Source organism: Tardiphaga sp. 37S4 (assembly GCF_021044645.1).
GTDB lineage: Bacteria > Pseudomonadota > Alphaproteobacteria > Rhizobiales > Xanthobacteraceae > Tardiphaga > Tardiphaga robiniae.
On the sequence record NZ_CP088008.1, the window covers coordinates 4,426,650 to 4,451,151 of the forward strand.

27 protein-coding genes and 1 tRNA gene are annotated in these 24,502 nt (G+C 61.0%); 17 read left to right on the top strand and 11 right to left on the bottom strand.

The window, feature by feature from the left end; translation table 11 throughout:
• Positions 1-18 precede the first annotated feature (18 nt).
• On the bottom strand, positions 19-408 hold the full coding sequence (locus LPB73_RS21035) for a hypothetical protein (protein ID WP_231078051.1): 390 nt from the start codon (positions 406-408) through the stop codon (positions 19-21).
• Between the two features lie 229 nt (positions 409-637).
• Between LPB73_RS21035 and LPB73_RS21040 the strand changes: the two genes are divergently transcribed.
• Positions 638-1,045: a hypothetical protein gene (locus LPB73_RS21040; protein WP_147421601.1), complete on the top strand. Its 408-nt coding sequence runs from the start codon at positions 638-640 to the stop codon at positions 1,043-1,045.
• A gap of 314 nt (positions 1,046-1,359) precedes the next feature.
• On the opposite strand, the gene LPB73_RS21045 is transcribed toward LPB73_RS21040, so the two are convergent.
• Positions 1,360-1,773 carry a VOC family protein gene (locus tag LPB73_RS21045; protein ID WP_231078052.1) on the bottom strand — a complete coding sequence of 138 codons (414 nt, stop codon included), beginning with the start codon at positions 1,771-1,773 and terminating at the stop codon, positions 1,360-1,362.
• Positions 1,774-2,039: 266 nt separating this feature from the next.
• On the opposite strand from LPB73_RS21045, the gene LPB73_RS21050 reads away from it, so the two are divergent.
• The 5 genes from LPB73_RS21050 to LPB73_RS21070 all read left to right on the top strand — a co-directional run bounded on the left by LPB73_RS21050 (position 2,040) and on the right by LPB73_RS21070 (position 6,611).
• Positions 2,040-3,263: an ABC transporter substrate-binding protein gene (locus LPB73_RS21050; protein WP_231078053.1), complete on the top strand. Its 1,224-nt coding sequence runs from the start codon at positions 2,040-2,042 to the stop codon at positions 3,261-3,263.
• A gap of 128 nt (positions 3,264-3,391) precedes the next feature.
• Complete coding sequence (locus tag LPB73_RS21055; RefSeq protein ID WP_068733337.1) at positions 3,392-4,246, top strand: branched-chain amino acid ABC transporter permease; 855 nt, start codon at positions 3,392-3,394, stop codon at positions 4,244-4,246.
• Between the two features lies 1 nt (position 4,247).
• Positions 4,248-5,177, top strand: a complete 930-nt coding sequence (locus LPB73_RS21060; protein WP_120288461.1) for a branched-chain amino acid ABC transporter permease — start codon at positions 4,248-4,250, stop codon at positions 5,175-5,177.
• Positions 5,174-5,917 carry an ABC transporter ATP-binding protein gene (locus tag LPB73_RS21065; protein WP_120288460.1) on the top strand — a complete coding sequence of 248 codons (744 nt, stop codon included), beginning with the start codon at positions 5,174-5,176 and terminating at the stop codon, positions 5,915-5,917. The genes LPB73_RS21060 and LPB73_RS21065 overlap by 4 nt, the downstream gene beginning before the upstream one ends.
• Positions 5,904-6,611 (top strand): ABC transporter ATP-binding protein, encoded by a 708-nt coding sequence (locus tag LPB73_RS21070; protein WP_089262171.1) that lies wholly within the window; start codon positions 5,904-5,906, stop codon positions 6,609-6,611. The genes LPB73_RS21065 and LPB73_RS21070 overlap by 14 nt, the downstream gene beginning before the upstream one ends.
• 184 nt (positions 6,612-6,795) lie before the next feature.
• Here the strand turns inward: LPB73_RS21070 and LPB73_RS21075 are convergent, their stop codons facing one another.
• Entirely contained in the window at positions 6,796-8,004 is a 1,209-nt protein-coding gene (locus LPB73_RS21075) for a DUF3419 family protein (RefSeq protein WP_231078054.1), read from the bottom strand.
• Positions 8,005-8,173: 169 nt separating this feature from the next.
• On the opposite strand from LPB73_RS21075, the gene LPB73_RS21080 reads away from it, so the two are divergent.
• Positions 8,174-8,866 (top strand): class I SAM-dependent methyltransferase, encoded by a 693-nt coding sequence (locus LPB73_RS21080; protein WP_231078055.1) that lies wholly within the window; start codon positions 8,174-8,176, stop codon positions 8,864-8,866.
• Position 8,867: 1 nt separating this feature from the next.
• Here the strand turns inward: LPB73_RS21080 and LPB73_RS21085 are convergent, their stop codons facing one another.
• The gene (locus LPB73_RS21085) at positions 8,868-9,746 is read right to left on the bottom strand and encodes a UPF0104 family protein (RefSeq protein WP_231078056.1); all 879 of its coding nucleotides are present in this window, start codon (positions 9,744-9,746) and stop codon (positions 8,868-8,870) included.
• 320 nt (positions 9,747-10,066) lie between these two features.
• On the opposite strand from LPB73_RS21085, the gene LPB73_RS21090 reads away from it, so the two are divergent.
• A complete protein-coding gene (locus tag LPB73_RS21090; protein ID WP_139285875.1) occupies positions 10,067-10,288 on the top strand; it encodes a hypothetical protein in 222 nt (73 codons plus the stop codon).
• Positions 10,289-10,304: 16 nt separating this feature from the next.
• On the opposite strand, the gene LPB73_RS21095 is transcribed toward LPB73_RS21090, so the two are convergent.
• The 5 genes from LPB73_RS21095 to LPB73_RS21115 all read right to left on the bottom strand — a co-directional run bounded on the left by LPB73_RS21095 (position 10,305) and on the right by LPB73_RS21115 (position 16,193).
• Positions 10,305-11,132 (bottom strand): NAD-dependent protein deacetylase, encoded by an 828-nt coding sequence (locus LPB73_RS21095; protein ID WP_231078057.1) that lies wholly within the window; start codon positions 11,130-11,132, stop codon positions 10,305-10,307.
• A gap of 1,024 nt (positions 11,133-12,156) precedes the next feature.
• Positions 12,157-12,969: an ABC transporter permease gene (locus LPB73_RS21100; RefSeq protein WP_068733319.1), complete on the bottom strand. Its 813-nt coding sequence runs from the start codon at positions 12,967-12,969 to the stop codon at positions 12,157-12,159.
• 9 nt (positions 12,970-12,978) lie between these two features.
• On the bottom strand, positions 12,979-13,965 hold the full coding sequence (locus tag LPB73_RS21105; RefSeq protein WP_231078058.1) for an ABC transporter permease: 987 nt from the start codon (positions 13,963-13,965) through the stop codon (positions 12,979-12,981).
• Positions 13,875-14,987 (bottom strand): ABC transporter ATP-binding protein, encoded by a 1,113-nt coding sequence (locus LPB73_RS21110; protein ID WP_231078059.1) that lies wholly within the window; start codon positions 14,985-14,987, stop codon positions 13,875-13,877. The genes LPB73_RS21105 and LPB73_RS21110 overlap by 91 nt, the downstream gene beginning before the upstream one ends.
• 42 nt (positions 14,988-15,029) lie before the next feature.
• Entirely contained in the window at positions 15,030-16,193 is a 1,164-nt protein-coding gene (locus LPB73_RS21115; RefSeq protein ID WP_231078060.1) for an ABC transporter substrate-binding protein, read from the bottom strand.
• Positions 16,194-16,448: 255 nt separating this feature from the next.
• Between LPB73_RS21115 and LPB73_RS21120 the strand changes: the two genes are divergently transcribed.
• Positions 16,449-17,459: a Gfo/Idh/MocA family protein gene (locus LPB73_RS21120; RefSeq protein ID WP_231078061.1), complete on the top strand. Its 1,011-nt coding sequence runs from the start codon at positions 16,449-16,451 to the stop codon at positions 17,457-17,459.
• Between the two features lie 141 nt (positions 17,460-17,600).
• Positions 17,601-18,326 (top strand): FadR/GntR family transcriptional regulator, encoded by a 726-nt coding sequence (locus tag LPB73_RS21125; protein ID WP_231078062.1) that lies wholly within the window; start codon positions 17,601-17,603, stop codon positions 18,324-18,326.
• Between the two features lie 106 nt (positions 18,327-18,432).
• Here the strand turns inward: LPB73_RS21125 and LPB73_RS21130 are convergent.
• Positions 18,433-18,509, bottom strand: a tRNA-Pro gene (locus LPB73_RS21130).
• Between the two features lie 93 nt (positions 18,510-18,602).
• Here LPB73_RS21130 and LPB73_RS21135 point away from each other — a divergent pair.
• Genes LPB73_RS21135 through LPB73_RS21145 form a run of 3 tightly spaced genes read left to right on the top strand, consistent with a single transcriptional unit; the run spans position 18,603 to position 21,520 of the window.
• Positions 18,603-19,586, top strand: a complete 984-nt coding sequence (locus LPB73_RS21135; protein ID WP_231078063.1) for an L-threonylcarbamoyladenylate synthase — start codon at positions 18,603-18,605, stop codon at positions 19,584-19,586.
• 51 nt (positions 19,587-19,637) lie between these two features.
• Positions 19,638-21,095, top strand: coding sequence for an FAD-binding oxidoreductase (locus tag LPB73_RS21140; protein WP_231078064.1), 1,458 nt, complete (start codon positions 19,638-19,640; stop codon positions 21,093-21,095).
• The gene (locus LPB73_RS21145) at positions 21,092-21,520 is read left to right on the top strand and encodes a GNAT family acetyltransferase (RefSeq protein WP_092139459.1); all 429 of its coding nucleotides are present in this window, start codon (positions 21,092-21,094) and stop codon (positions 21,518-21,520) included. Before LPB73_RS21140 ends, LPB73_RS21145 begins: the two co-directional genes overlap by 4 nt.
• 1 nt (position 21,521) lies before the next feature.
• Here LPB73_RS21145 and LPB73_RS21150 read toward each other — a convergent pair whose 3' ends face one another.
• Positions 21,522-22,277, bottom strand: coding sequence for an SOS response-associated peptidase (locus LPB73_RS21150; RefSeq protein WP_231078065.1), 756 nt, complete (start codon positions 22,275-22,277; stop codon positions 21,522-21,524).
• A gap of 61 nt (positions 22,278-22,338) precedes the next feature.
• Here LPB73_RS21150 and LPB73_RS21155 point away from each other — a divergent pair, with 61 nt between their 5' ends.
• The 4 genes from LPB73_RS21155 to LPB73_RS21170 all read left to right on the top strand — a co-directional run bounded on the left by LPB73_RS21155 (position 22,339) and on the right by LPB73_RS21170 (position 24,387).
• Positions 22,339-22,854, top strand: coding sequence for a hypothetical protein (locus tag LPB73_RS21155; RefSeq protein ID WP_068733299.1), 516 nt, complete (start codon positions 22,339-22,341; stop codon positions 22,852-22,854).
• Positions 22,855-22,858: 4 nt separating this feature from the next.
• Positions 22,859-23,281, top strand: coding sequence for an NUDIX hydrolase (locus LPB73_RS21160; protein ID WP_231078066.1), 423 nt, complete (start codon positions 22,859-22,861; stop codon positions 23,279-23,281).
• A gap of 80 nt (positions 23,282-23,361) precedes the next feature.
• Complete coding sequence (locus LPB73_RS21165) at positions 23,362-23,736, top strand: TIGR02301 family protein (protein WP_184513525.1); 375 nt, start codon at positions 23,362-23,364, stop codon at positions 23,734-23,736.
• A gap of 15 nt (positions 23,737-23,751) precedes the next feature.
• Positions 23,752-24,387: an HAD family hydrolase gene (locus LPB73_RS21170; RefSeq protein ID WP_231081211.1), complete on the top strand. Its 636-nt coding sequence runs from the start codon at positions 23,752-23,754 to the stop codon at positions 24,385-24,387.
• Positions 24,388-24,502 lie beyond the last annotated feature (115 nt).

Below are 24,502 nucleotides of genomic sequence, written 5' to 3' on the forward strand. Positions count from 1 at the left end.
GAGCAATCCGCCGCCTTTTCATTTCTGCCAGCTGCAGATGCCACCTGTGCGGCACGGCCAGACCTGCACCCGCGTGTCCGCCGCATTGGCGTTCAGCGGATTGCTGCGACGGGCAACCTTCTTCTGCGCAGCGGCGCGCTGTGCCACCGGCTTCGCAGACTGCGCGCGCACAAGACGCGGTGCTCCCTTCGCCGGATCAGCTTTCACATTCGCCTTCGCATCGGCCTTGGCCTGGATATGCACCTGCTCGAATGACGCGGGCGGGCCCAGCAGTTTCGGCGACAGCACGGCCTTCTGCAGGTCGAGCAGCAAGAATTCGCCGGGCTTGTATGTGTCCGCTTGCGCGGCACCGACGCACGCCAGCAGACTGACGCTGGCCGCAATCATACTCAAACGCTTGCAACTCATTTACGCCTCCTGAGGCCGGTTCCCGGCTTCTGGACTAACAATGTCTCTAAGTTAAGCATGGATAACGTTGAATCCAGCCTCGAGTTTCCCCGGAAAGTGCCTGCGGCGCAGGCATTTCTGGCGGTAAGACTAACCGTCCATGCCGCACCCACCGATTGATCCAGCGCAATGCGACTCCGCGCTGCTGCGCAGACCCTTCGCTCAATCACTCTCAGCAGCGGAGACCGCCATGACATCCGTCCAGCCCTATCCCGTCGTCAGCAATCTCATCGAACGCATTGGCGACTGGTTGATCCAGCGTCGCCAGCTCAACGAACTCGGTGCGCTCGACAGCGGCGAGTTCAAACGCATGGCCCATGAGCTTGGCCTTGCGCCAAGCGATCTCGATACGATCGTGCGCAGAGGCGTGAACGGTGCGGAGGAATTGCCGCAGATGCTCCGCGCGCTCGGTTTTGACGAGGCCGCCATTGCCAAGATCCGGCCGCCTGACATGATGGAGATGCGCCACGCCTGCGCCAGTTGCGCGCACAAGCGGGCCTGCGGGATCGACCTCGCAGCCAAAACGGCGGCGGCGAACTACGAGAACTATTGCGCCAATGCCAACGACATTACGCTGCTGGCCCGGGCTGCGGAGTAGATTATTCTCCACCTTTACTAAAAATGCTCGAAAGGCCGGCCAGGTAAGCCTAATCGGTTAGGTTAAGATTTGGTTTAAGTTGCGACAAAACCCGGCTGGGATAGCGTCGATCGCGTCGCGCAGTGGGGTGTGGAAGTCGCTTTCCAACCCCGAATTTCAATGCACGGCACGGGACCGCCGTTATTACCTGCGTCGGCGGTCCCACCCCTTGGCCGACAATCCTGACCACCCAAACACGCAGCCGTTACCGATCACGCGACCTGCGTCGTGCTGTGACTGCGTGCGTCCGATCACGTGCAGAGCATCGGTGACGCCTAGATATCAGCGAACACCTCCAGCAAATTCCCGTCGGGATCGCGAAAGAACAGCGTGCGATGTCCAAAGACCTGATCGGTCGGCGGTGACACGAGGCTGATACCTTTTCGCACTAATTCCTCGGCACACGCATCGACCTCCGCCACGGAAACCTTGAAGGCGAGCTGAAGTGCTGCACTGCCAACCGGGATCGGATGATCCGACGCGGTGCGGCTTGGCATCGCCAGAGCTAACGTGTTGCTGCCGATACGAAATTCTATCCAGCCGGACGACAGCACGCGCTGCAGCGAAAAGCCGAGCAGCGTCTCGTAGAAGTGCCGCATCGCGTCCATGTCGCGGACGAAGATGACCGTGTAGTCGATGGCGCGAATGGCTTGAAAGGTTGACTCGGTGCCTGCGCCCTGTTCATCCATTCCGGCCTCTCCATGTTCATCCCGCGAGATGATCCATCAGCGTCAAGCCTCGCACAGCCGGCTGCGCGCCTACAACTGCAAGGCACATTGCGCCTGCGCGTCATCGCAACGCAACAGAAGTACACGTTGTGAATGCTCGCAATTTAATCCGCGACACAGTGTTGCTGCGCGCAATCTTCCTTGACTTGCTCTCGCCGCACTTGGCAGTCTGTGATCACACAAAAAAGCATCGGGCAACGACCCAGATGCCTCTAGGGAGAGACACCATGGACTCATTTCTGAGGCCGCTTGCGGCTGCGAGTATGATTGTTGCTGGCGCCCTTGCTTCCACTGCTCCAGCATCTGCCCAGCAAGCGCCGATCAAGATCGGCATTCCGACGTCGGTCCAGCTGCAGGTCGGCCGCGACACCCAGAACGCCGCGAAGCTGGCCATTGAAGAGATCAATGCCAAGGGCGGGTTGCTCGGCCGCAAGCTCGAAATGGTTGTCGCTGACGAGACCGAGAATCCCGAACAGGGCATTGCTGCAATCAAGAAGCTCACCGCCGATGACAAGGTCAACGTGCTGATCGGCGGCTACACGTCAGGCGTGACGCTGGCCCAGCTGCCGCACATCTCCAGCGCCAAGACAATCTATCTCGGCGTCGGTGCTGCTTCACCTGCCATCACCGCAAAGGTGAAAACCGACTATGAGAACTACAAATATATCTTCCGCGCCTTCCCCATCAACGCGGCGCATCAGGCGCGCGCGCTGGTCGACTTCATCAACGGCAAGCTGAAAGGCGAGATGGGCCTGAGGAAGATCGCCATCGTCGGCGAAAACGCCAAATGGGTGCAGGACCTCGTTCCGATCCTGAAAAAAGGCGCCACCGACGGCGGCACCGACGTGACGCTGGCCGAATTCTTCGACACCTCGACTTCTGATTTCTCACCGCTCTTCGCCAAGGTGAAGAACTCCGGCGCGCAATATCTGATCGTGATCCTGTCGCACGCCTCCTCGGACATCTTCGTCAAGCAGTGGCATGACGCTCAGGTACCGATTCCGATCGGCGGCATCGACGTCAAGAGCCAGGACGCCGACTTCTTCACGCGCGTCAGCGGCAAGGCCAATGCCGAAACCGTCGGCATGTTCGCCATCCGCGCGCCGCTTACCCCGAAGACCATTCCGTTCTGGGATGAATTCGTGAAGCGCTTCGGCACCGCGCCCGTCTATACCGGCATCGGCGCCTATGACGCCGTTTATGTCTATGCCGATGCCGTGAAGCGCGCCAACTCCATCGAGCCCGACGCTGTCATCAAGGAGCTGGAGAAGACCGACCATGTCGGCATCGCCGGCAAGCTGGTGTTCGACGAAGTACACGATGTGAAGACCGGCCCGGGACTGCAGAACCTGCTGTTCGTGCAGTGGCAGAAGGACGGCGCCCGCGTCGTGGTCTGGCCGAAGGAAGCCGCTACCGGCCCGATGATCGCACCGCCCTGGATGAGCAACTGATTTGTTGATGGCGGTCATCTGACCGCAGCGTAACCGCGCGGCCGGCGATCCCTCGCCGGCCGGAAAACGGGAGAAGCGAGCCCGAAGAAGTTCGCCCTCCGCCGTCCGGTCTTCAACAGCGGGTTCTCATGCTTCAGATTCTGATCTACGGCGCGGTCTCCAGCGCCATCTATGCGATGCTGGCCGTTGGTTTCACCCTGATCTTCGGCGTCGCCCGCATCCTCAATCTCGCCCATGGCTCGTTCTACGCACTCGGCGCCTATGCGGCCTATGTCCTCACCTCGCTGCTCGGCGTTCCGCTCTTCATCGCAGCTCCGCTGGCGGTATTGATCGTCGCAGGCTTCGGCGTGGTGATGGAGCGTTTTCTGGTGCGTCCGTTGCGCTCGTCTCAGCTCGCCGTGCTGATGATCACCCTCGCCGTCTCGCTCGCGGTCGAACAGGCGCTGTTCATCACTTTCGGCTCCGAATATCGCAACGTGCCTTCCTTCGTGGCTGACAAGCTCTCGATCGGCGGCGTCGATATCTCCGGCCAGCGCCTGCTCGCCCTTGTCGCCGGTGTCCTCGTGCTGCTCGGCCTCTGGCTGTTCATTCAGCGCACGCGCCTCGGCGCGGCCATCCTCGCGGTATCGCAGGATCCGGAAGCAGCGCAATATATGGGCATCCCGACCAACCGCATTTTCTCCATCGTGATGGCGATCTCCGCCGGCACCGCGGCGCTTGCCGGCGTGCTGGTGTCGCCGTTCCTCACGGTACAGCCGACCATGGGCCTGCTGCCCATGGTCAAGGCCTTCGCCATCGTCATCGTCGGCGGCCTCGGCTCGATCCCCGGCAGCATCATCGCGTCGCTGATCCTCGGCTATTCCGAGACCATCGTCGCCTATCTGATTTCAACATCATGGACGGAGCTGGTGTCGCTGGTCGCGGTCGTCGTCACGCTGATGATACGTCCGTCAGGACTCCTCGGGCGACGGGCAGCATTCTGACATGAAACGCATCGCCCCCATCGACATCGCAGGCGGAATCCTCGTCGTCGCCTTTCTCGCGCTGCTGCCCATGTTCGCTGCCAGCAACTATCTCACCGGCGTGCTCACGGTCTGCGTGATCTACGGCATCTGGGCATCGAGCTGGGACTTCATGTCCGGCCTCACCGGGCGCGAGAATTTCGGCCATTCGCTGTTCATCGGCGCTGGCGCCTATACCGCGGGCTTCCTGTCCTCGATCTGGTCGACAAATCCGTGGGTCAGCCTGCCGCTCGGCGTGGTGATCGCCATCGCTTTCAGCCTGCTGGTCGGCTTCCCGACATTGCGGCTGCGTGGGCCTTATTTCGCGCTGGCGATGCTGTCCGCCTCGGCGATCCTGCAGCGGCTGTGTCTGATCTTCTGGGAATACACCGGCGGCGAGGAAGGCATCTACGGCCTCGATCCCTTGATGAAAAACCCGCTGCATTACTACTGGTTCGTGCTGGCGATTCTCGCAGTCACCGTGATCGTACTGACACTGCTGGCCCGATCGCATTGGGGGCTCCTGCTGCGCGCCATCCGCGGCGACGAGGCGACCTGTCAGGCCGCCGGCATCAACGTCACCTTCTACAAGATCGTGTCGCTGATGATCTCAGCCGGCTTTGCCGGTCTGGGGGGCGCGCTCTATGCGCATTACCAGCTGCAGGTGTCGCCGCCGCTGTTCTCGGTCGTTGTGTCGATCACGGTCATCATCATGGTCTATGTTGGCGGCATCGGCTCGATCTATGGCGCCGCCATCGCCGCGATCCTGCTGACGTTGCTCACCGAGATGCTGCGCGGCTTCGGCGAATACCGGCTGTGGATCTACACGCTGACCCTGATGCTGATCCTGTTCTTCCTGCCCAATGGACTGATCGCGCCGCTCTGGCGCCGGCTGACGGAGCGCCTGCGATGACTGACCTGCTCGAAGTCAACGGCGTGACCAAGCGCTTCGGCGGCCTCACCGCCGTCAAGAACGCGAGCTTCACGCTGAAGAAAGGCGAGTTCACCGGCATTCTCGGCCCCAACGGCGCCGGCAAGACCACACTGTTCAACATCCTCACCGGCTTCATGCAGCCGACCACCGGCACTATTCACTTCAACGGCGAACTGGTGCGCGAACTCGCCCCCTACAAGGTGGTCAATCGCGGCATGGCGCGCACCTTCCAGCTCACGCGTCCCTTTGTCGGCATGAACCTATTGGAGAACGTGCTGGTGGCCTGCATGTCGCCGCGCGCCAGCGAGGACAAGGACAAGGAGGCGCGCGCCAGCTATCTGCTGGGACAGGTCGGCCTCGGCGGTCGTGACAAGGAACCGGTGGAGACGCTGCCATACGGCGACCTGCGACGGCTCGAGATCGCGCGTGCACTGGCGACCCGCCCCGACCTGCTGCTGCTCGACGAACCCTTCGCAGGGCTTGGCAGCAGCGAGATCGAACAACTGGCACAGTTGATCCGCAGGCTGCATCGCGAGGAGAACCTCACTATTTTGCTGATCGAACACAAGCTGCGCGAGTTCATGGCATTGGTATCGCGCGTGATCGCGATGAATTTCGGCGAGATCATCGCCGTCGGCCCACCGGAAGAAATCGTGAAGAACGAGAAGGTGATCGAAGCCTATATCGGCAAGACGGAGGAAGCCCATGCCTCTGCTTGAAGTCGCCGATCTCAAGGTCAGCTATGGCAAGGCGCTGGCGATCGAATCCGTCTCTATCAGGGTCGAGAAAGGCGAACTCATCGGCGTGCTCGGCCCCAATGGCGCCGGCAAGACCACGCTGCTGAAAGCGATCTCGCGCTCGATCGCATCGCAAGGCACACTGAATTTCAAGGATGCGTCCTTGCATCCGATCGAGCCATATAACGTCGTTGCCAAGGGCATCTGCCACTGTCCCGAGGGGCGAAAACTGTTCTCGGAATTGTCGGTGCTGAAGAACCTGCAGCTCGGCGCTTACCTGCGCAAGAACAACGCGGACGTCGAGAAGGACCTGGAGCGCGTCTTCACGCTATTCCCGGTGCTGCGCGAACGGCAATGGCAACAGTCCAGCACATTGTCCGGCGGCGAACAGCAGATGGTAGCCATCGGCCGCGCGCTGATGGGCCGGCCCGAGCTATTGCTTTTGGATGAGCCGTCCGTCGGCATCGCGCCGCGGCTGAAGGGGCTGATCTTCGACTCGATCCAGCAAATCCGGAGAGACGGCACCGCGATCCTGATCGTCGAACAGGACGCTACATCAACGCTGCGGATCGCGGATCGCGTCTATGTGCTGGAGCATGGACGGACGATCCGTGAGGGGACGTCTGCGGAGATTGCTGGCGACAAGTATATCCAGCAGATTTATCTGGGGGTGTGACGTTCACGTGCTCGCTTCTTACCTCTCCCCGCTTGCGGGGAGAGGTCGGAGCCGAGCGCCAGCGAGGCTTCGGGTGAGGGGGAGCCAGCGAGTAAAACACCGCCCCCTCACCCGACTTCCACGCGCTACGCGCGTTACAGTCGACCTCTCCCCGCAAGCGGGGAGAGGTTAAGACAGCAACGCCTTACGCCTTCCGCGTATACAGATGAAACCCGCCATAGATGCCCGAACGATCCGCAGCCAGACCTTCGGCACTGCGCGCCTCATCGCGCTGCCACGTCTCACGCAGCGATGCATGTTCAGGATCGTCCAGCGGCGACTCGGCACCGGCGGTGCGGAAGATCACCCGGATGCCATCCTTGCCGGCGCGGTCGATCGCGTCCCACAGCGCACGGATTTCATCCGACGCCATCCAGTCTTGCGAATCCAGCAGCACGACCGCGTCGATCTGGCGGGCTGGAAGGCTCTCCAGGAACACGCGCAGATTGGCATGCACCGGCGTGACCAGAGCAGCGCGGCTGGCGGTGTCCGCGTAACGGCTCTGCTGCAGATAGAGCGGCAAGCACTTGTCACCGGGGCCGACATAGCTGCGGCTCAGCGCCTGCCAGGCAAAATAGTTGTTGGCGTTCGGATGCACGTCGATCAGAGCGAGCAGACGCTGATGCAGCACTTCGTTGAGCGGCTGATTGCCGCCCAGCAATGTGCGCTGCTGCGGCGGGATGCCGAGGCTGAACAACAGCGCTGGCGTCTTCGTCATCATACGAGCGAGCCGGGAGTGGAACAGCCAGTGCAGTCGTTCCAGCGCACGCTTGCGCGCCGGGGACTGCTTGTCCTCATGCAACAACGCCTTGAGATCGATGCGGGCAAGTTTCGCCAGCGTATGCGCGAAGCCGATGAAGCGGCCGAGCGCGCCGTGGCGATAGAAGCCGTCACTGAAGTAACCGTAGCGCGGGCGGCCCTGGATATCGCGCTCGTCCCAATAGCCGCGCGCTTCGGCATCGAGCAGCGGGCGCAGCCGCTCGCGATACAGGCCGACATTGGTATCCGAGGCGCCTTCGCCGAAGAATTTCCAGAAGTCCTGATAGTTCGGCAGTGCTCGCAGGCCTGCGAGCTTCAGCTTCAGCAGCGACAGATGCGCTTCATTCAGATCGACCGCATAGACATGCTCGGGCTTCGCCGACAGATAGGACAGCGCGTTGCAGCCGCCGCTGGAGATGGTGACAATCGTCGAACCGGGCGCCAGTTTCAGCGCCGCCATGTCCGCTTCGGGATCTTCCCAGATCTGGGTGTAGACCAGCCGACGGAACCAGAAGGCAAACAGCCTGTCCCAGATCGTCGTTTCCTCGCGACCACGGCTATTGCGAACGGCGTCGGCGATCAGATGCGTATTCATCGGTTTCTTGGACCCTTCGAATCGACAATCTGAAATTTTTATCAAGCGCAGACTGCGGTTTTGCGACAGTCATTCTAAATTTCGGCCGATTCCCGCGACGAAACCACTGTCACACCGCTGTCGTGTTGCGATGAAATGGATCGCTCATCCGGATGCGACGAGGTGCGCCATGACGATTGTCTCCGAATACGAAGACGGCGGTCAGCCCGCATGGTCGAACGAAGCCACGCATCGCATGAACCGGATGTATCGCTGGCAGCGCTTCATCTATGACGCAACGCGCCGGTACTATCTTCTCGGCCGTGATCAGCTCATCGCCGAACTGACACCCGCGCCGGACGCGACGGTGCTGGAGATCGGCTGCGGTACCGGCCGCAATCTGGTTCAGGCTGCCCGCAGATATCCACAAGCGGTATTCTACGGCATCGATATTTCGACCGAGATGCTGACCACGGCCATCGCTTCCATTGCCCGCAACGAGCTCACGGATACCGTCCGTGTCGCCCACGGCGATGCGACGAATTTCGATCCGGCACGCATCTTTGCTGTTCCGTCATTCGATCACGTCATGATTTCCTACAGCCTCTCGATGATCCCGAGCTGGCAGGATGTGCTCGATCACGCCGTGTCGCAGCTCAAGCCCGGCGGCCAACTGCATATCGTCGATTTCGGACATCAGGAGCGGTTGCCAAAGATCGCGAGCAAGCTGCTGTTGCGCTGGCTGACGCTGTTCGACGTGACGCCGCGCCGCGAGCTTCTCGATGTGCTGAAGGCACTCGCCGAGCGTCACCACGCCAATCTCGACTTCAATCGTCCGTTCCGCGGCTATGCGCAATCGGCGGTGCTGACACTGCTGAAGTAATTCAGGCGAGCTTGCGCCTGTTCACATTCCGGTAGGCTTCAACGGCGCCGAACAGCGTCAGCGACAGCACGAACGGAATCAGGTGATAGAACAGCCGGAACAGCAGCAGTACAGCTAGTAGCTGTTCGGTATGTTCGCCGCCGAGCCCGACCAGGATCGTCGCATCGAACACGCCGATGCCGGCGGGCGCATGGCTGGCGAAGCCGAGCAGCGTGGCGGCGATGAAGACGACGATCACCTGCGCGACGCCGACATCCATCGTCACGGGGATCAGCACATACATCGCCAGAGCTGCCGCCCCGAGATCGACGAGCCCGATCCCGATCTGGAAGAACACGTTGCGCCCGCTCGGCACCGGCACCGACCAGTTGCGGCCACCGAGCGTCCGGATACCGTTCCATGTCCAGCCGACATACGCGACGATGCCGACGAGAACTGCCATCGCTATGAAGCGGTTGATCTCGGGCGAGAGCTGATCGATCCGGCTGATGGCGCCTGGATCGCGCAAGGTGCTGAGCGCCAGCGCGGTGAGATTGCCGAGCCAGAAGGTGAGTCCGGTCAGGAAGCAGATGCGGGCGACGCCGGCGGGGCCGATGCCATGCGGTGCATAGATCCGGTAACGCACCGCCGATGACACCAACAGCACGGCGCCGGTTCCGTGCGAAATCGGATAGCTGGTGAAATTGGCCAGCGCTGCAATCCTGAAGGGAATGTCCCCTCGCCCGATCATCTGCAGCGCCAGCCAGTCATACAGCGTCAGGCTGCCATAGGAGATCGCCACCAGCACCAGCGCCAGCGCGATGCTGCCTGGCGGTACCATGTGCATGGCAGACAGCACGTGGGCGAAATCCACGCCCTTGAGCGCCTTGGACAGCGCCATAAACGCAATCGTAGCAATTGCTATGCTAAGGAGCGCGCCAAGCCACCTCCAGCTGAGGCGCGTACGCATCAGCTGCATGATATTTTTCAATGCGGGTGGCACATTGTTCTACTTTTCATTAGGTCTGGGCACGCCGTGATTCGCGCATGTGTTCGCGCGTTCTGTTGCACGTCCATGTGACAGCTGCGCAAAAGCAGCGTTTTGGCGTCATCCAACAATCCGGTGATTTCCAGATTTCGCCCCCGCCATGTCGCATCAAGGTCATGCGGGTTCCGTAAGCCATGCGCACTGAATGCACTGATTCATCCAAGCAGGACACCATGTCGACCGAGACCGAATATCAGCTCACCGAAAACCAGTGGGACACATTGCGGATGCTTCGCCCAGCGATCCTGCCACCGGCCAAGCTGAACCGTTACGTGCTCGATCAGCTGGTTGCGATGGGACTGGTTGCGCTATCGGACACTCACCCGGCGCTCACGCCGATGGGCCGCGCCGTGGTTCTGCGCGGCTGTCCGCGACTGTGGGATCTGGCAGCCTGAGCCGAGGCTTGCGCCGTTAGGGCGCATCCGCCCGCTGAAGCAGAAATGCGAGCGCGTCCTCGCAGCGATCTTCGACTTTGAAGCTGAGAAACTCGTCGGCGCGCGTGCGGCCGAGATTGACCGCGGCGATGGGAATCTCCGCCCGCATAGCCGCCTGAACGAAGCGAAAGCCGGAATAGACCATCAAAGACGAACCGGCGATCAGCATGGCGTCGGCTTTCTGCAGATGACCAAGCGCGGCATCGACGAAGTCGCGCGGCACGTTCTCGCCGAAGAACACGACATCCGGCTTGAGGACGCCGCCGCAGATCTCGCAGGCCGGCACGACAAAGGACGCGAAATCGACTCCCTCCAGATCGGCATCGCCATCGGGCGCAACAGCCGCGTCGAGATCCAGCCAACCTGTGTTCAAGCGGCCCATCTCGTGCTGGAATTCATCGCGCTGGATCCGGCGTTCACATCCCATGCAGCGCACGAGATCGAGCCGGCCGTGAAGGTCAATGACCTTCTTGCTGCCAGCGGCCTGATGCAGCCGGTCGACATTCTGGGTCAGCAGAACTTCGCATTTGCCGATCTGTTCGAGCCGCGCCAGCGCATGATGCGCATCGTTCGGCCGCGCCAGGCCGAACCGACGCCAGCCAATGAGACTGCGCGCCCAATAGCGCTGCCGCGTCAGTTCCTCGCCCATGAAGGCCTGAAAGGTCACAGGCTGCGTGCGCTTCCAGTTGCCGTCAGTGTCGCGATAGTCGGGAATGCCCGAATTGGTGCTGCAGCCAGCGCCGGTCAGGACAAACAGGCGTTGATGGCGATCGACGAAGTCGCGAAGGACATTAGGTGGGGTCATAGAGGAACGATTATCTCTCGGCGGGAAACAATGCCAAACCGCCGCGGACGCGGCATCTAGGACTGCATATGTAGGGAGGGAATTCGGCGATTCCACCACTCGAGATCACGCCACGGCGTCGAACATCGCTGGCGAGGGAATGAACCGGTTTGTTCATGAGTGGAGACAAAGGTGCTTGCGACAGTAGGAATGACTTATTTTATCTCTGCAATTGATCGACGTGAGTTGCTCAAAACCTTTTTACCAAGACTTCAGACCCTGGCGGAAAACATTTCCCGAAGCGCCGCGGCGCTCAGGTAAATGAATCGCAACAGAAGCGATCGATTTTCCGCATCAGCCGCTCCCAGCGCCGGATTGAATCCGTCATACTGGCAATATCTATGTCGGCGGCTAACACGCGCGCTCCCTTGCCAAAACGAAATCAATGGATGCTCCGCTTGGCCCAACCATAGGCAACCATTGCATCGTGAAGTGCATTCCTAGCGTCAACAGTGCTGACCGGATCTTCGCTCGCAGCAGCTAGCCTGCTGACGACGTCAACCCATTGAGGGGACGCGCGGGTTTCAGCTCCAACGTAGCGCTGAATCCATCTCAGCGCTGAAACAACCGACAGCAGCTTCCGATCACCAGTCGGAGTCTGACCAGGCGCATCAGCGGTCAAAGTGATCGGCGCGAAGATGATCTGCACCGTTACCCCGTCGGTTGATGGATGAAGTTCCAATCCGGTGTGGCGCAAAGTACAACGTATCCGCAAAGTCACGAAATTCAATTTGGAAACAGGCGCTCGTAGGACCGTGCTGATGCCCATGAACCAATATGCGAACGAGAACTCAACCGGCTGCTCGTCATCGGACTGTTCAACGTTCCATACATCTGCACGCCTCGATCGGCAGGTTCAAGATCGCGACAAAAGTCGATGCCAGTTACTAGGTCCAACTCCATGCTTCGGCAGGTGGTTCCTGTCCGCCTTGCGCCATGAGCCAACCTTGGCGATGACTAGGCACGCGCAGCCTCAAACATGAATTTACTTGTCGAGCTTGAACACCATCTGCGTCGGGCGCACGAACCGCAATGCGATGAGAAGCAGCGTCATGACCATCACCATGTAGATCACGGCCATGGCATCGATGGAATAGACGGGGCGAACACCACCGGCAAACATATTGTAGAATAACGCGACGACGAGCGTCTGCGATCCACCGCCGCCGAGGAGAAATGCGAGCTCGAAATTCGATATCGTATTGACCAGCACAAGAACGCCGGCGGTCAGTATTCCCGGTACCATCAGGGGAAACAGAATCCGCCTGAAAATCTGAGCCCGGCTTGCGCCAAGCATTGACCCGCTCCATTCCAGATTGACGCTAATCTGCTCGAAAAATGGCATCAACACGAAGACGGCCAACGGGACCATCGGCACGAGGACCGCCAGAATCACGCCGACGACGGATCCGCCGACCCCGTATCGGTAAAGAGTGGTCGCCAGCGGAATCCCGTAAGTCATCTGTGGGATGACCAGCGGCAGAAAATACAGCAGCAGAATGACCGATTTGAATCGGAAATTTCGTCGCGCAAGAATGTAAGCGGCCGGAAATCCAATGGCCAATGCAAGGAAGACGACAACGACTACGATTAGCAGCGTGACACCTAACACCTGCCCCAGATCGAAATTCTTCCACGCATAAGCGAACCAGTCCGTCGTATAGGCCGGCGGCAGCAGGCCGCCGAACCAACGCTTGGCGAACGAGCTCACGACAACATGCGACACGATCCCAAGCATGTTGAGGATGAAACCCACAATGAACAGATAGAGCGAGAGCTTCCACATTCTGGTTCGCATTGTGCAGCCCTATCTCTTTCCGACGCCCATCGTCGCAGCTGGCGACAACCGGCGACGGAACAGGATGATGACCAGCAGCGCTGCCAGCTGACACAAGCCCATAACCACCGCGATCGCGGAAGCAGCCGACATGTCATATTGTTCGAAGGCCTTCTGATAGGCCGCAATAGAGATCGTGCGCGTGGTACCCGCCGGCTGCCCGAGCATGATGGCGGACGGAAAGACCGCGAAGCTCATGACGAACACCAGTGCGAATGCGATGGCAAGACCGGGCGCGATGAGCGGCAGCATTACGCGTCGGAAGACAATCGAAGGTGTCGCACCAAGCATCCGCGCCGAGCGTTCAAGGCTGGGATCGATGCCGGATATGTATCCCAGCAGCATCAGGAAGCAGAATGGGAACTGCTGCATGAACAGCGCCAGCATGACGCCAGCGTAGTTATGGGTCAGAATGAACGGCTCTTTGATAAGCCCTAATCCGAGAAGGACCTGATTGAACCAACCCTGCGAACCATAGAAACCCAAGATACCTTCCGACAGCAGGATCACGCCAAGCGAAATAGGCATGATCAGGATCGTCGTCACGGTGCGCTCCATGAAAATGCCCCGGCGCATGCCGTAAGCCAGCCAAAGAGCGAGCAGAAGAACAACGATCGTGGTGGGGATCGCCAGACTGAAGGTGATCCAGATCGTACCATACTGATAGGGATCACTGAAGAAGGTGAGATAGTTCGCGAGGCTGAAGCCGCCGACCTTTTGCGGCTGAAGGCTGAGATAGACACCATACAGAAACGGATAGACGAACATGCAGAGAACGTAGAGCAACGACGGCAGCAAACAGAAGAACGCCAGCGCGTCGAATTCGCTCTTCTCATCGTTGGCTACGGCGCGCATCATTTTCTCGCCTATTCCACAGGAAGCAAGACGACCTTGTCGATCGGAAACTGAAGGCCAATCGTGTCGGCGGTTCGTATCGCCTCGGCGGTGCGTAACCACACTCGCGTATTGTCATTGATGCGTATGGCGGCTTCCTGTTCCCGACCGAGATACTCGACCACTTCGACACGGCCACTAACATCTTCGGCACCGGAAACCACCTCACCGCCCGCCCGGATATCGTCCGGGCGGATCGCCATGACCATATCTACATCCGCTCGCACGTCGGCCCCTGCCCGTGCCCGAATGCGGATTCCATCACCAATGCCCTCAGCGATCCCGTCCGACACCGACGCGATCCTGACCTTGAAGAAATTCCGGAAACCCATGAAGTCCGCCACGAAGACATTCTTGGGCCGGTCGTGGATTTCCTGTGGGGTACCCGACTGCATCAGGACGCCATTGCGCAGCACCACTATCCTGTCCGACAGCGACAGTGCTTCGGCCTGGTCGTGAGTCACGTAGATCGACGTCAGCCCCAGCGCGGCGTGGATCTGCTTGATCTCCGCCCGCATCTCGACTCTCAGCTTCGCGTCGAGGTTCGAAAGCGGCTCGTCGAACAGCATCAGGCGCGGATGCAACACGAGGGCCCGCGCAATCGCAACGCGTTGCTGCTGACCGCCGGAGAGCTGGCCCGGATAGCGCTCCTCATAGCCGGTCAATTGCACCAGTTTGAGCATCGCATCGGTGCGCTTCTTGATCTCCTCCTTGGACAATGGCTTCAAGGAGAGCCCGAACGAAACGTTGTCGAAGACCGTCATGTGAGGAAACAGCGCGTAATTCTGGAACACCATTCCGAATGCGCGCTTCTCGGGCGGCAGATGATCGACCCGCGCTCCATTGAGCCTGATCTCGCCCTCGGTCGCCGCAATCAGGCCAGCGACGATCGACAAGGCCGTCGACTTTCCGCATCCACTCGGTCCGAGGAAGGTGACGAACTCGCCCTTTCGGATATCGAGTTCAAGGTTGTCCAGCACGGTCTTGTTGCCATAGCGCTTGGTGATTCCAAGCTTCAGCGAGTCCAACGTATCTCCCGGCCCGTTCATGTCGTCCCGTTTCTGAGTAAGAAGCAACAAAGCCACCGGCGGGTCCGTGCATGCGGACCCGCACGCTCATCGAATTGATTACTTCTTGACCTGGTTTGCGCCCACTTCCCGGTCCCAACGGTCCATCGCGTAGCTCAATTCCTTCACGCCGAGCGGCGGGGATACTTTCCACTTGGTTCCGACCTCGTCGTATTCGGACCGCCAAAACTCCTTCACCAGTTCCTGAATCTCCTTGGGCGCCTTTTCCATGGTGGCCGCGGTGATCGTCGGCCCAATGAAGCCCGACCAGGAAAGCACCTGCTGCTCGGGCCGGCGCATGAACTTCATGAGATCGAGAATGACGTCGACCTGCTCTTTCGGCACGCCCGTGGGGATGCACCAGTAATGTCCGTCGACGACGAAGGTCGTGTTCTGAAGGATGGTGATCTTGGAGTCCGGCGGGATGACGCTCTGGGCGCGGGGCTTCATGTCCCATTCCATGATGCCGGCGATGATCCAGCGTTGCCCCTGGGCGAATTCCTTCAATGTGATCGCGGTGCCCGTCGGATAGTATTCGACGTATTGCCCAAGCTCCTTCAGATAGGCCCAGGTCTTGTCCCACCCCTTGTCGGGATCAAGTGGCTTTGAGTCATTTAGAATATGCGCCATGCCGAGCACGATCGACCGGCCCGGTCCGCTATTCGCCGGCCGCGCATACATCAGCCGACCAGGATTTGCCTTCGCCCAGGCCAGCAATTCTTCGGCGGTTTTCGGCGGGTTGGGGACCTTGCTGGGATTGTAGACGAACACCGGCCCGCCGGCGTTGCCCACCGACGGCACCATATAATCGCGGCCTTCGTCGTACAGCGCCTTGCCGGCAGGCGTCATCTCATCGCGCGGAAACAGCTTCTCAAAATCAGGAATCTTGATCAACTGGTTGTTGGCCGCGAGAAACGCACCACCGTCCTGTCCAGTCAGCACAAGGTTGATGTCCAGCCGTCCGGCATCCTGCTGAGCCTTGATCTTGGCCGGCAACTCCGGCGCCGGCGCGCGCTGAATCCTGATCTCCTTGATCTTGTCGGGATTGGCCTTCTTGTAGTTCTCGATAATGACCTGGGTAGATGCGAGATCGCCCCCGGTATCGATGATCGAGAGAACGATCGGCTCGGCGGCCCTCAGGGGTTCACCAGCGAAGGCCGTCACCGCGAGGACAGCCACGGCGCCGGCAAACGGGCGCAATAATGCATTCGGACAGATCCGCATTTCCGATTCCTCCCTGGCATATGCACCCGCGTCGCGCACGGTTGTCATTTATTTGTAAACACAGCATCGACGAGTTGGGCGACATCTGTCAAGCATTGGGAGATCGCAATCGGCCGATCATGAGCAGGACTTGCTGATGTCGCGATGTCACACCTTGCCCGTCTTGCTCGTTCGCATATCAATCTGTGACGTCATAACCGACCGTAAGAGCCGACACGTCGGCGCCTTGAGAAGGTCGGCCATCGGGAGATACGCATGCCAATTGGAGTCGGCCTGATTGGGCTAGGAATGGCGGTGAAGCCGCATATTCTTTCGTTGCTTGAATTGCAGGCGCAGGGACGGATTACGATCGTCGGCGGATTTGCGCCGTCAGCGGACCGGCGGTCAGCGTTTTCACAGCAGTGGGGCGTTCCGGTTTTCGATAGCCAAAAGGATTTGCTGTCGCGCTCCGATCTCGATCTCGTCCTGATACTGACGCCCCCCGGAACGCATCTGGCGACCGTGCAGGCTGCAGCCGCAGCAGGGAAGCACATTCTGGTGGAGAAGCCCGTCGAGATATCGGTGGCCAGGGGTGAGGAACTCGCGGCCGTCACGGAGGCTGCCGGCGTGCGGTGCGGCGTGTGCCTGCAACATCGCTTTCGTCCCGCAGCACTACGCCTGAAGGCGGTGCTGGATCAGGGAGATCTGGGCGATATCTTGTCGGCGAGTGCATCGATCCGCTGGTGGCGTGATGACGCCTATTTCCGTCAACCGGGTCGCGGCATGAAGGCTCGCGATGGCGGCGGCGTATTGCTCACACAGGCCATCCATACTCTCGATCTGCTTCTGCATTTCGTGGGACCGCACAAGGACGTCGCCGGTTTTGCATCGACCTCACCGCTCCGAACGATCGATACTGAAGACGTGACGGCGGCGGCCGTGCGCTTCCAAAGCGGTGCCATCGGCGTGCTCGATGCCACCAGTGTTGCGCGGCCCGGCTATCCGGAGCGTATCGAAATCGCGGGCACGCGCGGTTCGGCCTATCTCGAGACGTTTCAATTGGTCATCCATCGTCACGAAGGTCCGCCAGAGACCGTCGGGACTGCGCAATCCGGCGGCGGAGGTGCCGATCCGATGGCATTCGATCACGGGCCACATCGGGGCGTGATCACCGAGATGCTGGATGCAATCGAAGAACGACGCGAGCCGTCCAATAGCGTGCGCTCTGCGCTTCACGTGCAGCGGCTGATCGAGGCCTGGCTATCAGACGCCGCCGCCCGCGCCTGACCGACGCTCTCACGACCGCTTGCGCCCAAGCAGTTTGGCCAGCGCTGCAATCCCGGATTGTCAGCGGGAGTGCACCGACTTGTCAAAAAGATGTAATGTTGCCAAAGACTGGAGCGTGTTCGGAGCAAGGACGGGGTGAACATGGGCTCAACGGTCAAACGGGACGACATTCCGGAGCGCCCGGCCGTGACGGGAAAGCTTAGCGACCGCGTCTACGATCATGTCCTCAGCCAGATCACGGTCGGAATCTACCCCGTCAATTCGCGGCTTCCTCCTGAGACACGCCTGGCAGATCAGCTTGGCGTTTCGCGCCCGGTCGTCCGTGAAGCACTGATGCGGCTGCGCGATGACGGCGTCGTCGCATCGCGGCAGGGCGCCGGTTCGTTCGTGATGCGACGTCCCGCGGCAGACGTTTACAACTACGCTCCCGTGGGAAGCATTGCCGATATACAGCGCTGTTTCGTATTTCGGATCGGCATCGAAGGAGAAGCCGCCGCGCTTGCCGCGCGCGATCACGATCTGGAAGGTCTGCGCCGGATCCGCGACGCAATCGCAGCACTTGATCAAGTGATCGCAGATGCCGCGCTCGGCGTGGAGGAAGACATTGCGTTCCACCGTTCGGTCGCAGAGGCCACCGGCAACCGCTTCTTCGCCGCGACTCTCGCCGCGATCCAGTCTCAGGTGAGCGTGGGTATCACGCTCAATCGAAATCTCTCCTTGATCCAGCCTCGCGATCGACTTCTGCGTGGGCAAGAGGAGCACCGGGCCGTGCTCGATGCGATCGCCTCCAGAGACGAAGCCGGAGCTCGCGAAGCTATGCGGGCGCATATCGAGAATGCCCGCAAGCGCGTTTTTGAGGGCGGATAGCTGCGCGCAGCGGGGCACGCGCGCCCGGGTGGTCGTTCTCAGATGAAAATCGGGAGGTTCTTGACAGACGGCAGCGCCGCGAAAGGACACTAAGTCATTGAAATCATGGTCGGAGTGGCAGGATTCGAACCTGCGACCCCTGCGTCCCGAACGCAGTGCTCTACCGGGCTGAGCCACACTCCGACTAAGAGCGCGGCTTATAGCCTTGGGTTTCGCATCCTGCAAGAACCCCGGTAAAGAAGCCTGACCAATTTTGAAGACAAGGATCTGCCCTGCATGGTCGTAGGCCTGACCACCCGGATGAGCCCCGCCGACGCCGCCCATATCGCGGAGGCGGCGCACTGCCTGAGCGCGGGCGGGCTGCTGGCGTTCCCGACCGAGACGGTCTACGGGCTCGGCGCCGATGCCGCCAATCCGCGGGCCGTGGCGGGGATCTATGAGGCCAAGGGCCGGCCGTCGTTCAATCCGCTGATCGCCCATGTAGCCGATCTCGCCGCTGCCCGGCGCATTGCCCGATTCGATGCGCGCGCGCTGGCGCTTGCCGAGGCGTTCTGGCCGGGGCCGCTGACGCTGGTGCTGCCCAAGGCGGCGGACTGCCCGGTGGCCGATCTGGCCACCGCCGGCCTCGACACCATTGCCATTCGTGTGCCGGCCCATCCCGTGGCCCACGCGCTCCTGCAGGCCTTTGGCGGTGCCGTGGTGGCGCCGTCAGCCAATATCTCCGGGCATGTCTCGCCGACCACCGCAGCCCATGTGCTGAGCGATCTGGATGGCCGGATCGACATGATTCTCGATGGCGGACCGGTTGAAGTGGGCGTTGAATCCACCATCGTCGGTTGTTTCGACACGCCGATGCTGCTCCGCCCCGGTGGCCTGCCGCGCGAAGCGATCGAGCGGGTGTTGGGCCAGCCGCTGGCGAGCCCGCCGGACGACCCCGCAAGCGATACAAACCAGCCGCTGGCGCCGGGCATGCTGGCCTCACATTATGCGCCGCGGACACGGGTGCGGCTGCTGGCCGAGGCCGTGAATCCCGGCGAGGCGCTACTGGCTTTCGGATCGGCCCCGATGCCGGGCATCGAGGCGGCCGCCGCTGTTCTGAATTTGTCCGAACAGGGCGATCTCGGGGAAGCCGCCACCAATCTTTTCGGCTATCTTCGCGCGCTCGACGCTAAAGGCGCGAGCGGCATCGCGGTGATGCCGGTGCCGAACCACGGGCTCGGCGAAGCCATCAATGACCGGTTGCGCCGCGCCGCCGTGTAACGCGAACACGAGACCAAGAAACGCGCCAAGAAAATATCCAAGGGAATAGTTATGAATATCGTCCAGCCGAAGCCGCCCACGCTTTCCTCCGAAACCATCGCGCGCTTCCGGGCCATCGTCGGCGACAAATACGCCATCACCGATCAGGCCGACGTGCACCAATACGTCACCGAGGATCGCAACCTGTTTTTCGGCACCTCGCCGCTGGTGCTGCGCCCGGGTTCGACCGCCGAAGTCGCCGCGATCTGCAAGCTCGCCACCGAGACCCGCACCGCACTGGTGCCGCAAGGCGGCAATACCGGGCTCGTCGGCGGCCAGACGCCTTATGGCGGCGAGGTCGTGCTGTCGATGCGCCGGATGGACAAGGTGCGCGATCTGGACACCTCATCCAACACCATGACGGTGGAAGCCGGCCTCGTGCTGCAGGTCGCGCAGCAGCGCGCAGCTGAAGCCGACCGGCTGTTTCCGCTGTCGCTGGGCTCCGAAGGCAGCTGCACCATCGGCGGCAATCTCTCCAGCAATGCCGGCGGCACCACCGCCCTCGCCTATGGCGTGGCGCGCGAAATGGCCCTCGGCCTCGAAGTCGTGCTCGCCGATGGCCGCATTCTCAACGGCCTGTCCAAGCTGAAGAAAGACAATACCGGTTACGACCTGCGCAACATCTTCATCGGCGCCGAAGGCTCGCTCGGCATCATTACTGCGGCAACGCTGAAACTGTTTCCGAAGCCACGCGCGGTCGAGACCGCCTTTGTCGGCCTGAAGTCGCCGGAGGATGCGCTGAAGCTGCTCGGCATCTCCCGCTCCGAGGCCGGCGGCAACCTCACCAGTTTCGAACTGATCGCCGATATCGCTGTGGATTTCAGCGTCCGCCACGGCATCGGCATCCGCGATCCGCTCTCCAGCAAACACGCCTGGTATGTCTTGATGGAATTGTCGTCGGGACGCGACGATGCCCGCGCGACATTGGAGGCGATTCTCGAACGCGGCTTTGAAGACGGTATCGTGGATGACGCCGTGATCGCCGAGAATATCGCCCACCGTCAGGCGTTCTGGAAACTGCGCGAGGAAATTTCGCCGGCGCAGAAGCCGGAAGGCGGGTCGATCAAGCACGATATCTCGGTTCCGGTTGCTTCCGTGCCCGCCTTCATCGCCGAAGCCAATGCTGCCGTCGTGAAGCTGATGCCCGGCGCACGTCCGGTGCCGTTCGGCCATCTCGGCGACGGCAACATCCACTACAATGTCACGCAGCCCAAGGAGACGCTCGGCGACAGCGACGGCCGCGAGAAATTCCTGGCGCGCTGGCACGACGTCAACGAAGTCGTCTTCGACGTCGTGCTGCGCATGGGCGGTTCGATTTCCGCCGAACATGGCATCGGCCAGATGAAGGCGGCTGAGCTGCCCTCGGTGAAGGACCCCGTCGCCATCGAGCTGATGCGCAGCCTGAAGGCGATGCTGGATCCGCTGAACATCCTCAATCCCGGCAAAGTGCTGCTGCCGGTGCAACATTGAAAGTTGCCCGGCTCGTCGACACCGACATTCAAGCGGTCGTTCAGCTCTGGCTGCGCTGCGGACTGGTGCGGCCCTGGAACGATCCGGAGGCCGATATCAGGCTGGCGCGCGCAGGCACCAATGCCGATGTGCTGGTCGGCCGCAAGGGAAGGACCATCGTCGCCTCCGTGCTGGTTGGCCATGATGGCCATCGCGGCTGGGTCTATTACGTCTCGGTCGATCCCGACCATCAGCGCCAGGATTTCGGCCGTGGCATCATGAGTGCAGCCGAAGACTGGCTGCGCGAGCGCGGCATCGAGAAGATGCAGCTCATGGTGCGCTCGGATAACACCAAGGTGCAGGCATTCTACGAGTCGCTCGGCTACGGCGAACAGAAGCGCGTGATCTATGCCAAGTGGCTCGATGGCCGGCCGCTGACGCCGTGAGCTAGAATAACGAGCCCTGGCCATCGTCTTCGCTCACCACAACCTTGCGCGGCGCCCTCGTTGGCTTCACCTGTTCTACAGCCGCCTCTGCCGCCGAGATCGGTAGGATCAGGTGCGCATCGTCATTGGCCACCTTGTTGACGGCCATCGCTACCGGATGCCAGGCGAAGGTGCCGTCTGCGGGCGCAGCGAGCATCGTCATCACGTCGGACGCACGATCCGAACTGCAATCGAGCCACTGGCCGAAATGATCGGGTGCGATCGTCACCGGTACGCGATGGTGCAGTACCGACATGCCCGTGCTGGCTTCTGCAGTAATGATCGCAACCGTGTCGACTTCTTCGCCGTTCGGTCCCATCCAGGTCTCGGCCAGGCCCGCAAAGCCCATCGGCCCGCCTGCGCTTGGGTGGATAAAATACGGCTGTTTGCGTTCACCGCGATTTTGCCATTCGTAATAGCCATCGGCCGGAATCAGACAGCGGCGTCGGCGAATCGCGTTTTTGAAGGCCGGCTTTTCTTGCACCGTCTCGGCGCGTGCATTAATCAGAAGCGTAAACTTCCGCGGGTCCTTGACCCAGGAGGGCAAAAGGCCCCATCGCATTAGACGGAAATGCCGGGATCCGTTTTCAATGATGACAACAGGAACCGGCTGCGTCGGCGCAATATTGTACCTCGCAGGAAAATTCGGTTGCTCGATATAACTGAATACCTGCCGTAACGCTTCCGGGGCTGATGTAATGACAAACCGCCCGCACATTCTCGATCCGCAATCCTGCCTCTTCAGGCGGTTTTAACCCAAAACACCAACAGTGCGACATATGACCCTGACGGCCATACAACCGGCGCAGCATGACCATCACGATCTGGCCAGTGCCGGTGCCGGCCCCGTCGCGTCTGCTGCCGAGTTGATGGCCGCCAATATCAATCCACGCACGGGTCTGGCGACCGACTATCTCAATCACTTCAATGAAGCCATCATGTTGCTCGAGCTGATCCCGGACATGCCGGACTGCTATGAGCTGTTCCTGGAATGGCAGCCGCTCAGCTATGCCGAGCACTTCATCAAATCCAACTTCAAGGCACGCGATCTCGCCATCGCATCCTATGAGGCTGCACGCCCGGCCATCCGTGCAGAATTCGATGCGCTGGTCGCGAACATGACGCAAATCCTGACGACTGTCGGCGAAGCCATGCGCACCGTGCAGCAGGACCGGACCCGTGCCATGCTGGCCGAACAGGCCGCCGGCTGGGTCAAACCGATGGTCGGGACCGCCGGCGGCATCATCAATGGCCGCGATCAGGAATCCGACGTCGACAGCATCATGGCGCAATGACCTCGTGACCGACACGCCTCCTACCCATCCGCAGCTCGCCACCAGCGCCGCCATCTTCCGGGATGGCAAGGTACTGCTGGTCCGCCGCGCCCGCTCGCCGGGCAAGGGCTTCTATTCGCTCCCCGGCGGACGCGTGGAATTCGGCGAATCCCTCGCCGTCGCGCTCGCACGCGAGGTGATGGAGGAAACCGGGCTGACCATCGATATTGTCGGCCTGTCCGGCTTTCGCGAAGTGCTGCCGAACGACAAGGTGGCCGGCCACTACCTGATCATGGCCTTTGCCGCTCGCTGGGTGGCTGGCGAGCCCGAGCTGAATGACGAACTTGACGATTTCCAGTGGATCGCGCCGGACGATCTCGGCGCCTTTAAGACCACCGATGGCCTTGGTCCGATCCTCGCCATGGCGGAAGATCTGGTCGGACCATAGATAGCTCCTTGCCGCACCAGCAGCGTTGCCTTGCTTCAGACGCCTTGAAAAGGCATATCAGCCGGGTTCCGGGACCATTCATGTTGAAGCATCTGCTTATCATTCTGACGGTTGTGATGGTCGGCGCTGGCGCTGCCCGGGCGCAGGACGCGGCTGCGCCGTTCGACAATGACCTGCAGCGGATGTCCGAGATTCTCGGCGCGCTGCACTATCTGCGCGGCATCTGCGGCAACAACGAAGGCAACAAATGGCGCAACGAGATGCAGGCGCTGGTCGATGCCGAGACGCCATCGGGCGAGCGCCGCGCCCGCATGATCGCCGGTTTCAACCGCGGCTATAACGGCTTCCAGCAGACCTACCGGACCTGTACGCCGGCCGCCAGTATCGCGATCCGCCGCTATATCGACGAAGGCTCGCGGATCTCGCGCGACCTCACCGCAAGGTATGCGAACTAGATGAAATCACCTGCGATCGACACTGTCTTCTTCGACCTCGACGGGACGCTGACCGATCCCAAGATCGGCATTACGGGCTCGATCCAGTATGCGCTCGGCAAGCTCGGGCTTCCCGTCCCGACACAGGACGAACTGACCTGGTGCATCGGTCCGCCGCTGCGTGCCAGCTTCGTGGCACTGCTCGGCGGCGAGAAAGACGCCGATCGCGGCGTCGAACTCTATCGCGAACGCTTCGGCACGATCGGCCTGTTCGAGAACACGCTTTATGATGGCATCACAGCGACGCTCGACACGTTGCACGCAACAGGCCACCGGCTGTTTGTCGCCACCAGCAAGCCGCATGTATTTGCCGACCGCATCGTCGATCACTTCGGCCTGCGCAGATATTTCACGCGTGTGTTCGGCTCGGAACTCGACGGCACCCGCGTCGACAAGAGCGACCTGCTCCGTTACGCACTCGACGAGACCGCCGCCGATCCCGCACGTGCGATCATGATCGGCGACCGCAAGCACGACATCATCGGTGCTGCGAATAACGGAATTCCGGGGATCGGCGTGCTCTATGGCTATGGCGGCCGCGAGGAACTGACGAGCGCCGGGGCGAAGCATCTGGTGGCTTCGCCTGCGGAGATTCCGGGGTTTATCGACTGAGCTTCAACGTCATTGCGAGCGAAGCGAAGCAATCCAGTCTTCGCTTGTGACCTCTGGATTGCCGCGTCGCTTCGCTCCTCGCAATGACGGCGGAAAGGGCGGCGTGTCGAAACTA

What these genes read in the sequence shown, in the direction of transcription:
- LPB73_RS21035 (WP_231078051.1), bottom strand. Translation starts at nt 408, where the DNA reads ATGAGTTGCAAGCGTTTGAGTATGATTGCGGCCAGCGTCAGTCTGCTG.
- LPB73_RS21040 (WP_147421601.1), top strand. Translation starts at nt 638, where the DNA reads ATGACATCCGTCCAGCCCTATCCCGTCGTCAGCAATCTCATCGAACGC.
- LPB73_RS21045 (WP_231078052.1), bottom strand. Translation starts at nt 1,773, where the DNA reads ATGGATGAACAGGGCGCAGGCACCGAGTCAACCTTTCAAGCCATTCGC.
- LPB73_RS21050 (WP_231078053.1), top strand. Translation starts at nt 2,040, where the DNA reads ATGGACTCATTTCTGAGGCCGCTTGCGGCTGCGAGTATGATTGTTGCT.
- LPB73_RS21055 (WP_068733337.1), top strand. Translation starts at nt 3,392, where the DNA reads ATGCTTCAGATTCTGATCTACGGCGCGGTCTCCAGCGCCATCTATGCG.
- LPB73_RS21060 (WP_120288461.1), top strand. Translation starts at nt 4,248, where the DNA reads ATGAAACGCATCGCCCCCATCGACATCGCAGGCGGAATCCTCGTCGTC.
- LPB73_RS21065 (WP_120288460.1), top strand. Translation starts at nt 5,174, where the DNA reads ATGACTGACCTGCTCGAAGTCAACGGCGTGACCAAGCGCTTCGGCGGC.
- LPB73_RS21070 (WP_089262171.1), top strand. Translation starts at nt 5,904, where the DNA reads ATGCCTCTGCTTGAAGTCGCCGATCTCAAGGTCAGCTATGGCAAGGCG.
- LPB73_RS21075 (WP_231078054.1), bottom strand. Translation starts at nt 8,004, where the DNA reads ATGAATACGCATCTGATCGCCGACGCCGTTCGCAATAGCCGTGGTCGC.
- LPB73_RS21080 (WP_231078055.1), top strand. Translation starts at nt 8,174, where the DNA reads ATGACGATTGTCTCCGAATACGAAGACGGCGGTCAGCCCGCATGGTCG.
- LPB73_RS21085 (WP_231078056.1), bottom strand. Translation starts at nt 9,746, where the DNA reads ATGGCGCTGTCCAAGGCGCTCAAGGGCGTGGATTTCGCCCACGTGCTG.
- LPB73_RS21090 (WP_139285875.1), top strand. Translation starts at nt 10,067, where the DNA reads ATGTCGACCGAGACCGAATATCAGCTCACCGAAAACCAGTGGGACACA.
- LPB73_RS21095 (WP_231078057.1), bottom strand. Translation starts at nt 11,132, where the DNA reads ATGACCCCACCTAATGTCCTTCGCGACTTCGTCGATCGCCATCAACGC.
- LPB73_RS21100 (WP_068733319.1), bottom strand. Translation starts at nt 12,969, where the DNA reads ATGCGAACCAGAATGTGGAAGCTCTCGCTCTATCTGTTCATTGTGGGT.
- LPB73_RS21115 (WP_231078060.1), bottom strand. Translation starts at nt 16,193, where the DNA reads ATGCGGATCTGTCCGAATGCATTATTGCGCCCGTTTGCCGGCGCCGTG.
- LPB73_RS21120 (WP_231078061.1), top strand. Translation starts at nt 16,449, where the DNA reads ATGCCAATTGGAGTCGGCCTGATTGGGCTAGGAATGGCGGTGAAGCCG.
- LPB73_RS21125 (WP_231078062.1), top strand. Translation starts at nt 17,601, where the DNA reads ATGGGCTCAACGGTCAAACGGGACGACATTCCGGAGCGCCCGGCCGTG.
- LPB73_RS21135 (WP_231078063.1), top strand. Translation starts at nt 18,603, where the DNA reads ATGGTCGTAGGCCTGACCACCCGGATGAGCCCCGCCGACGCCGCCCAT.
- LPB73_RS21140 (WP_231078064.1), top strand. Translation starts at nt 19,638, where the DNA reads ATGAATATCGTCCAGCCGAAGCCGCCCACGCTTTCCTCCGAAACCATC.
- LPB73_RS21150 (WP_231078065.1), bottom strand. Translation starts at nt 22,277, where the DNA reads ATGTGCGGGCGGTTTGTCATTACATCAGCCCCGGAAGCGTTACGGCAG.
- LPB73_RS21155 (WP_068733299.1), top strand. Translation starts at nt 22,339, where the DNA reads ATGACCCTGACGGCCATACAACCGGCGCAGCATGACCATCACGATCTG.
- LPB73_RS21165 (WP_184513525.1), top strand. Translation starts at nt 23,362, where the DNA reads ATGTTGAAGCATCTGCTTATCATTCTGACGGTTGTGATGGTCGGCGCT.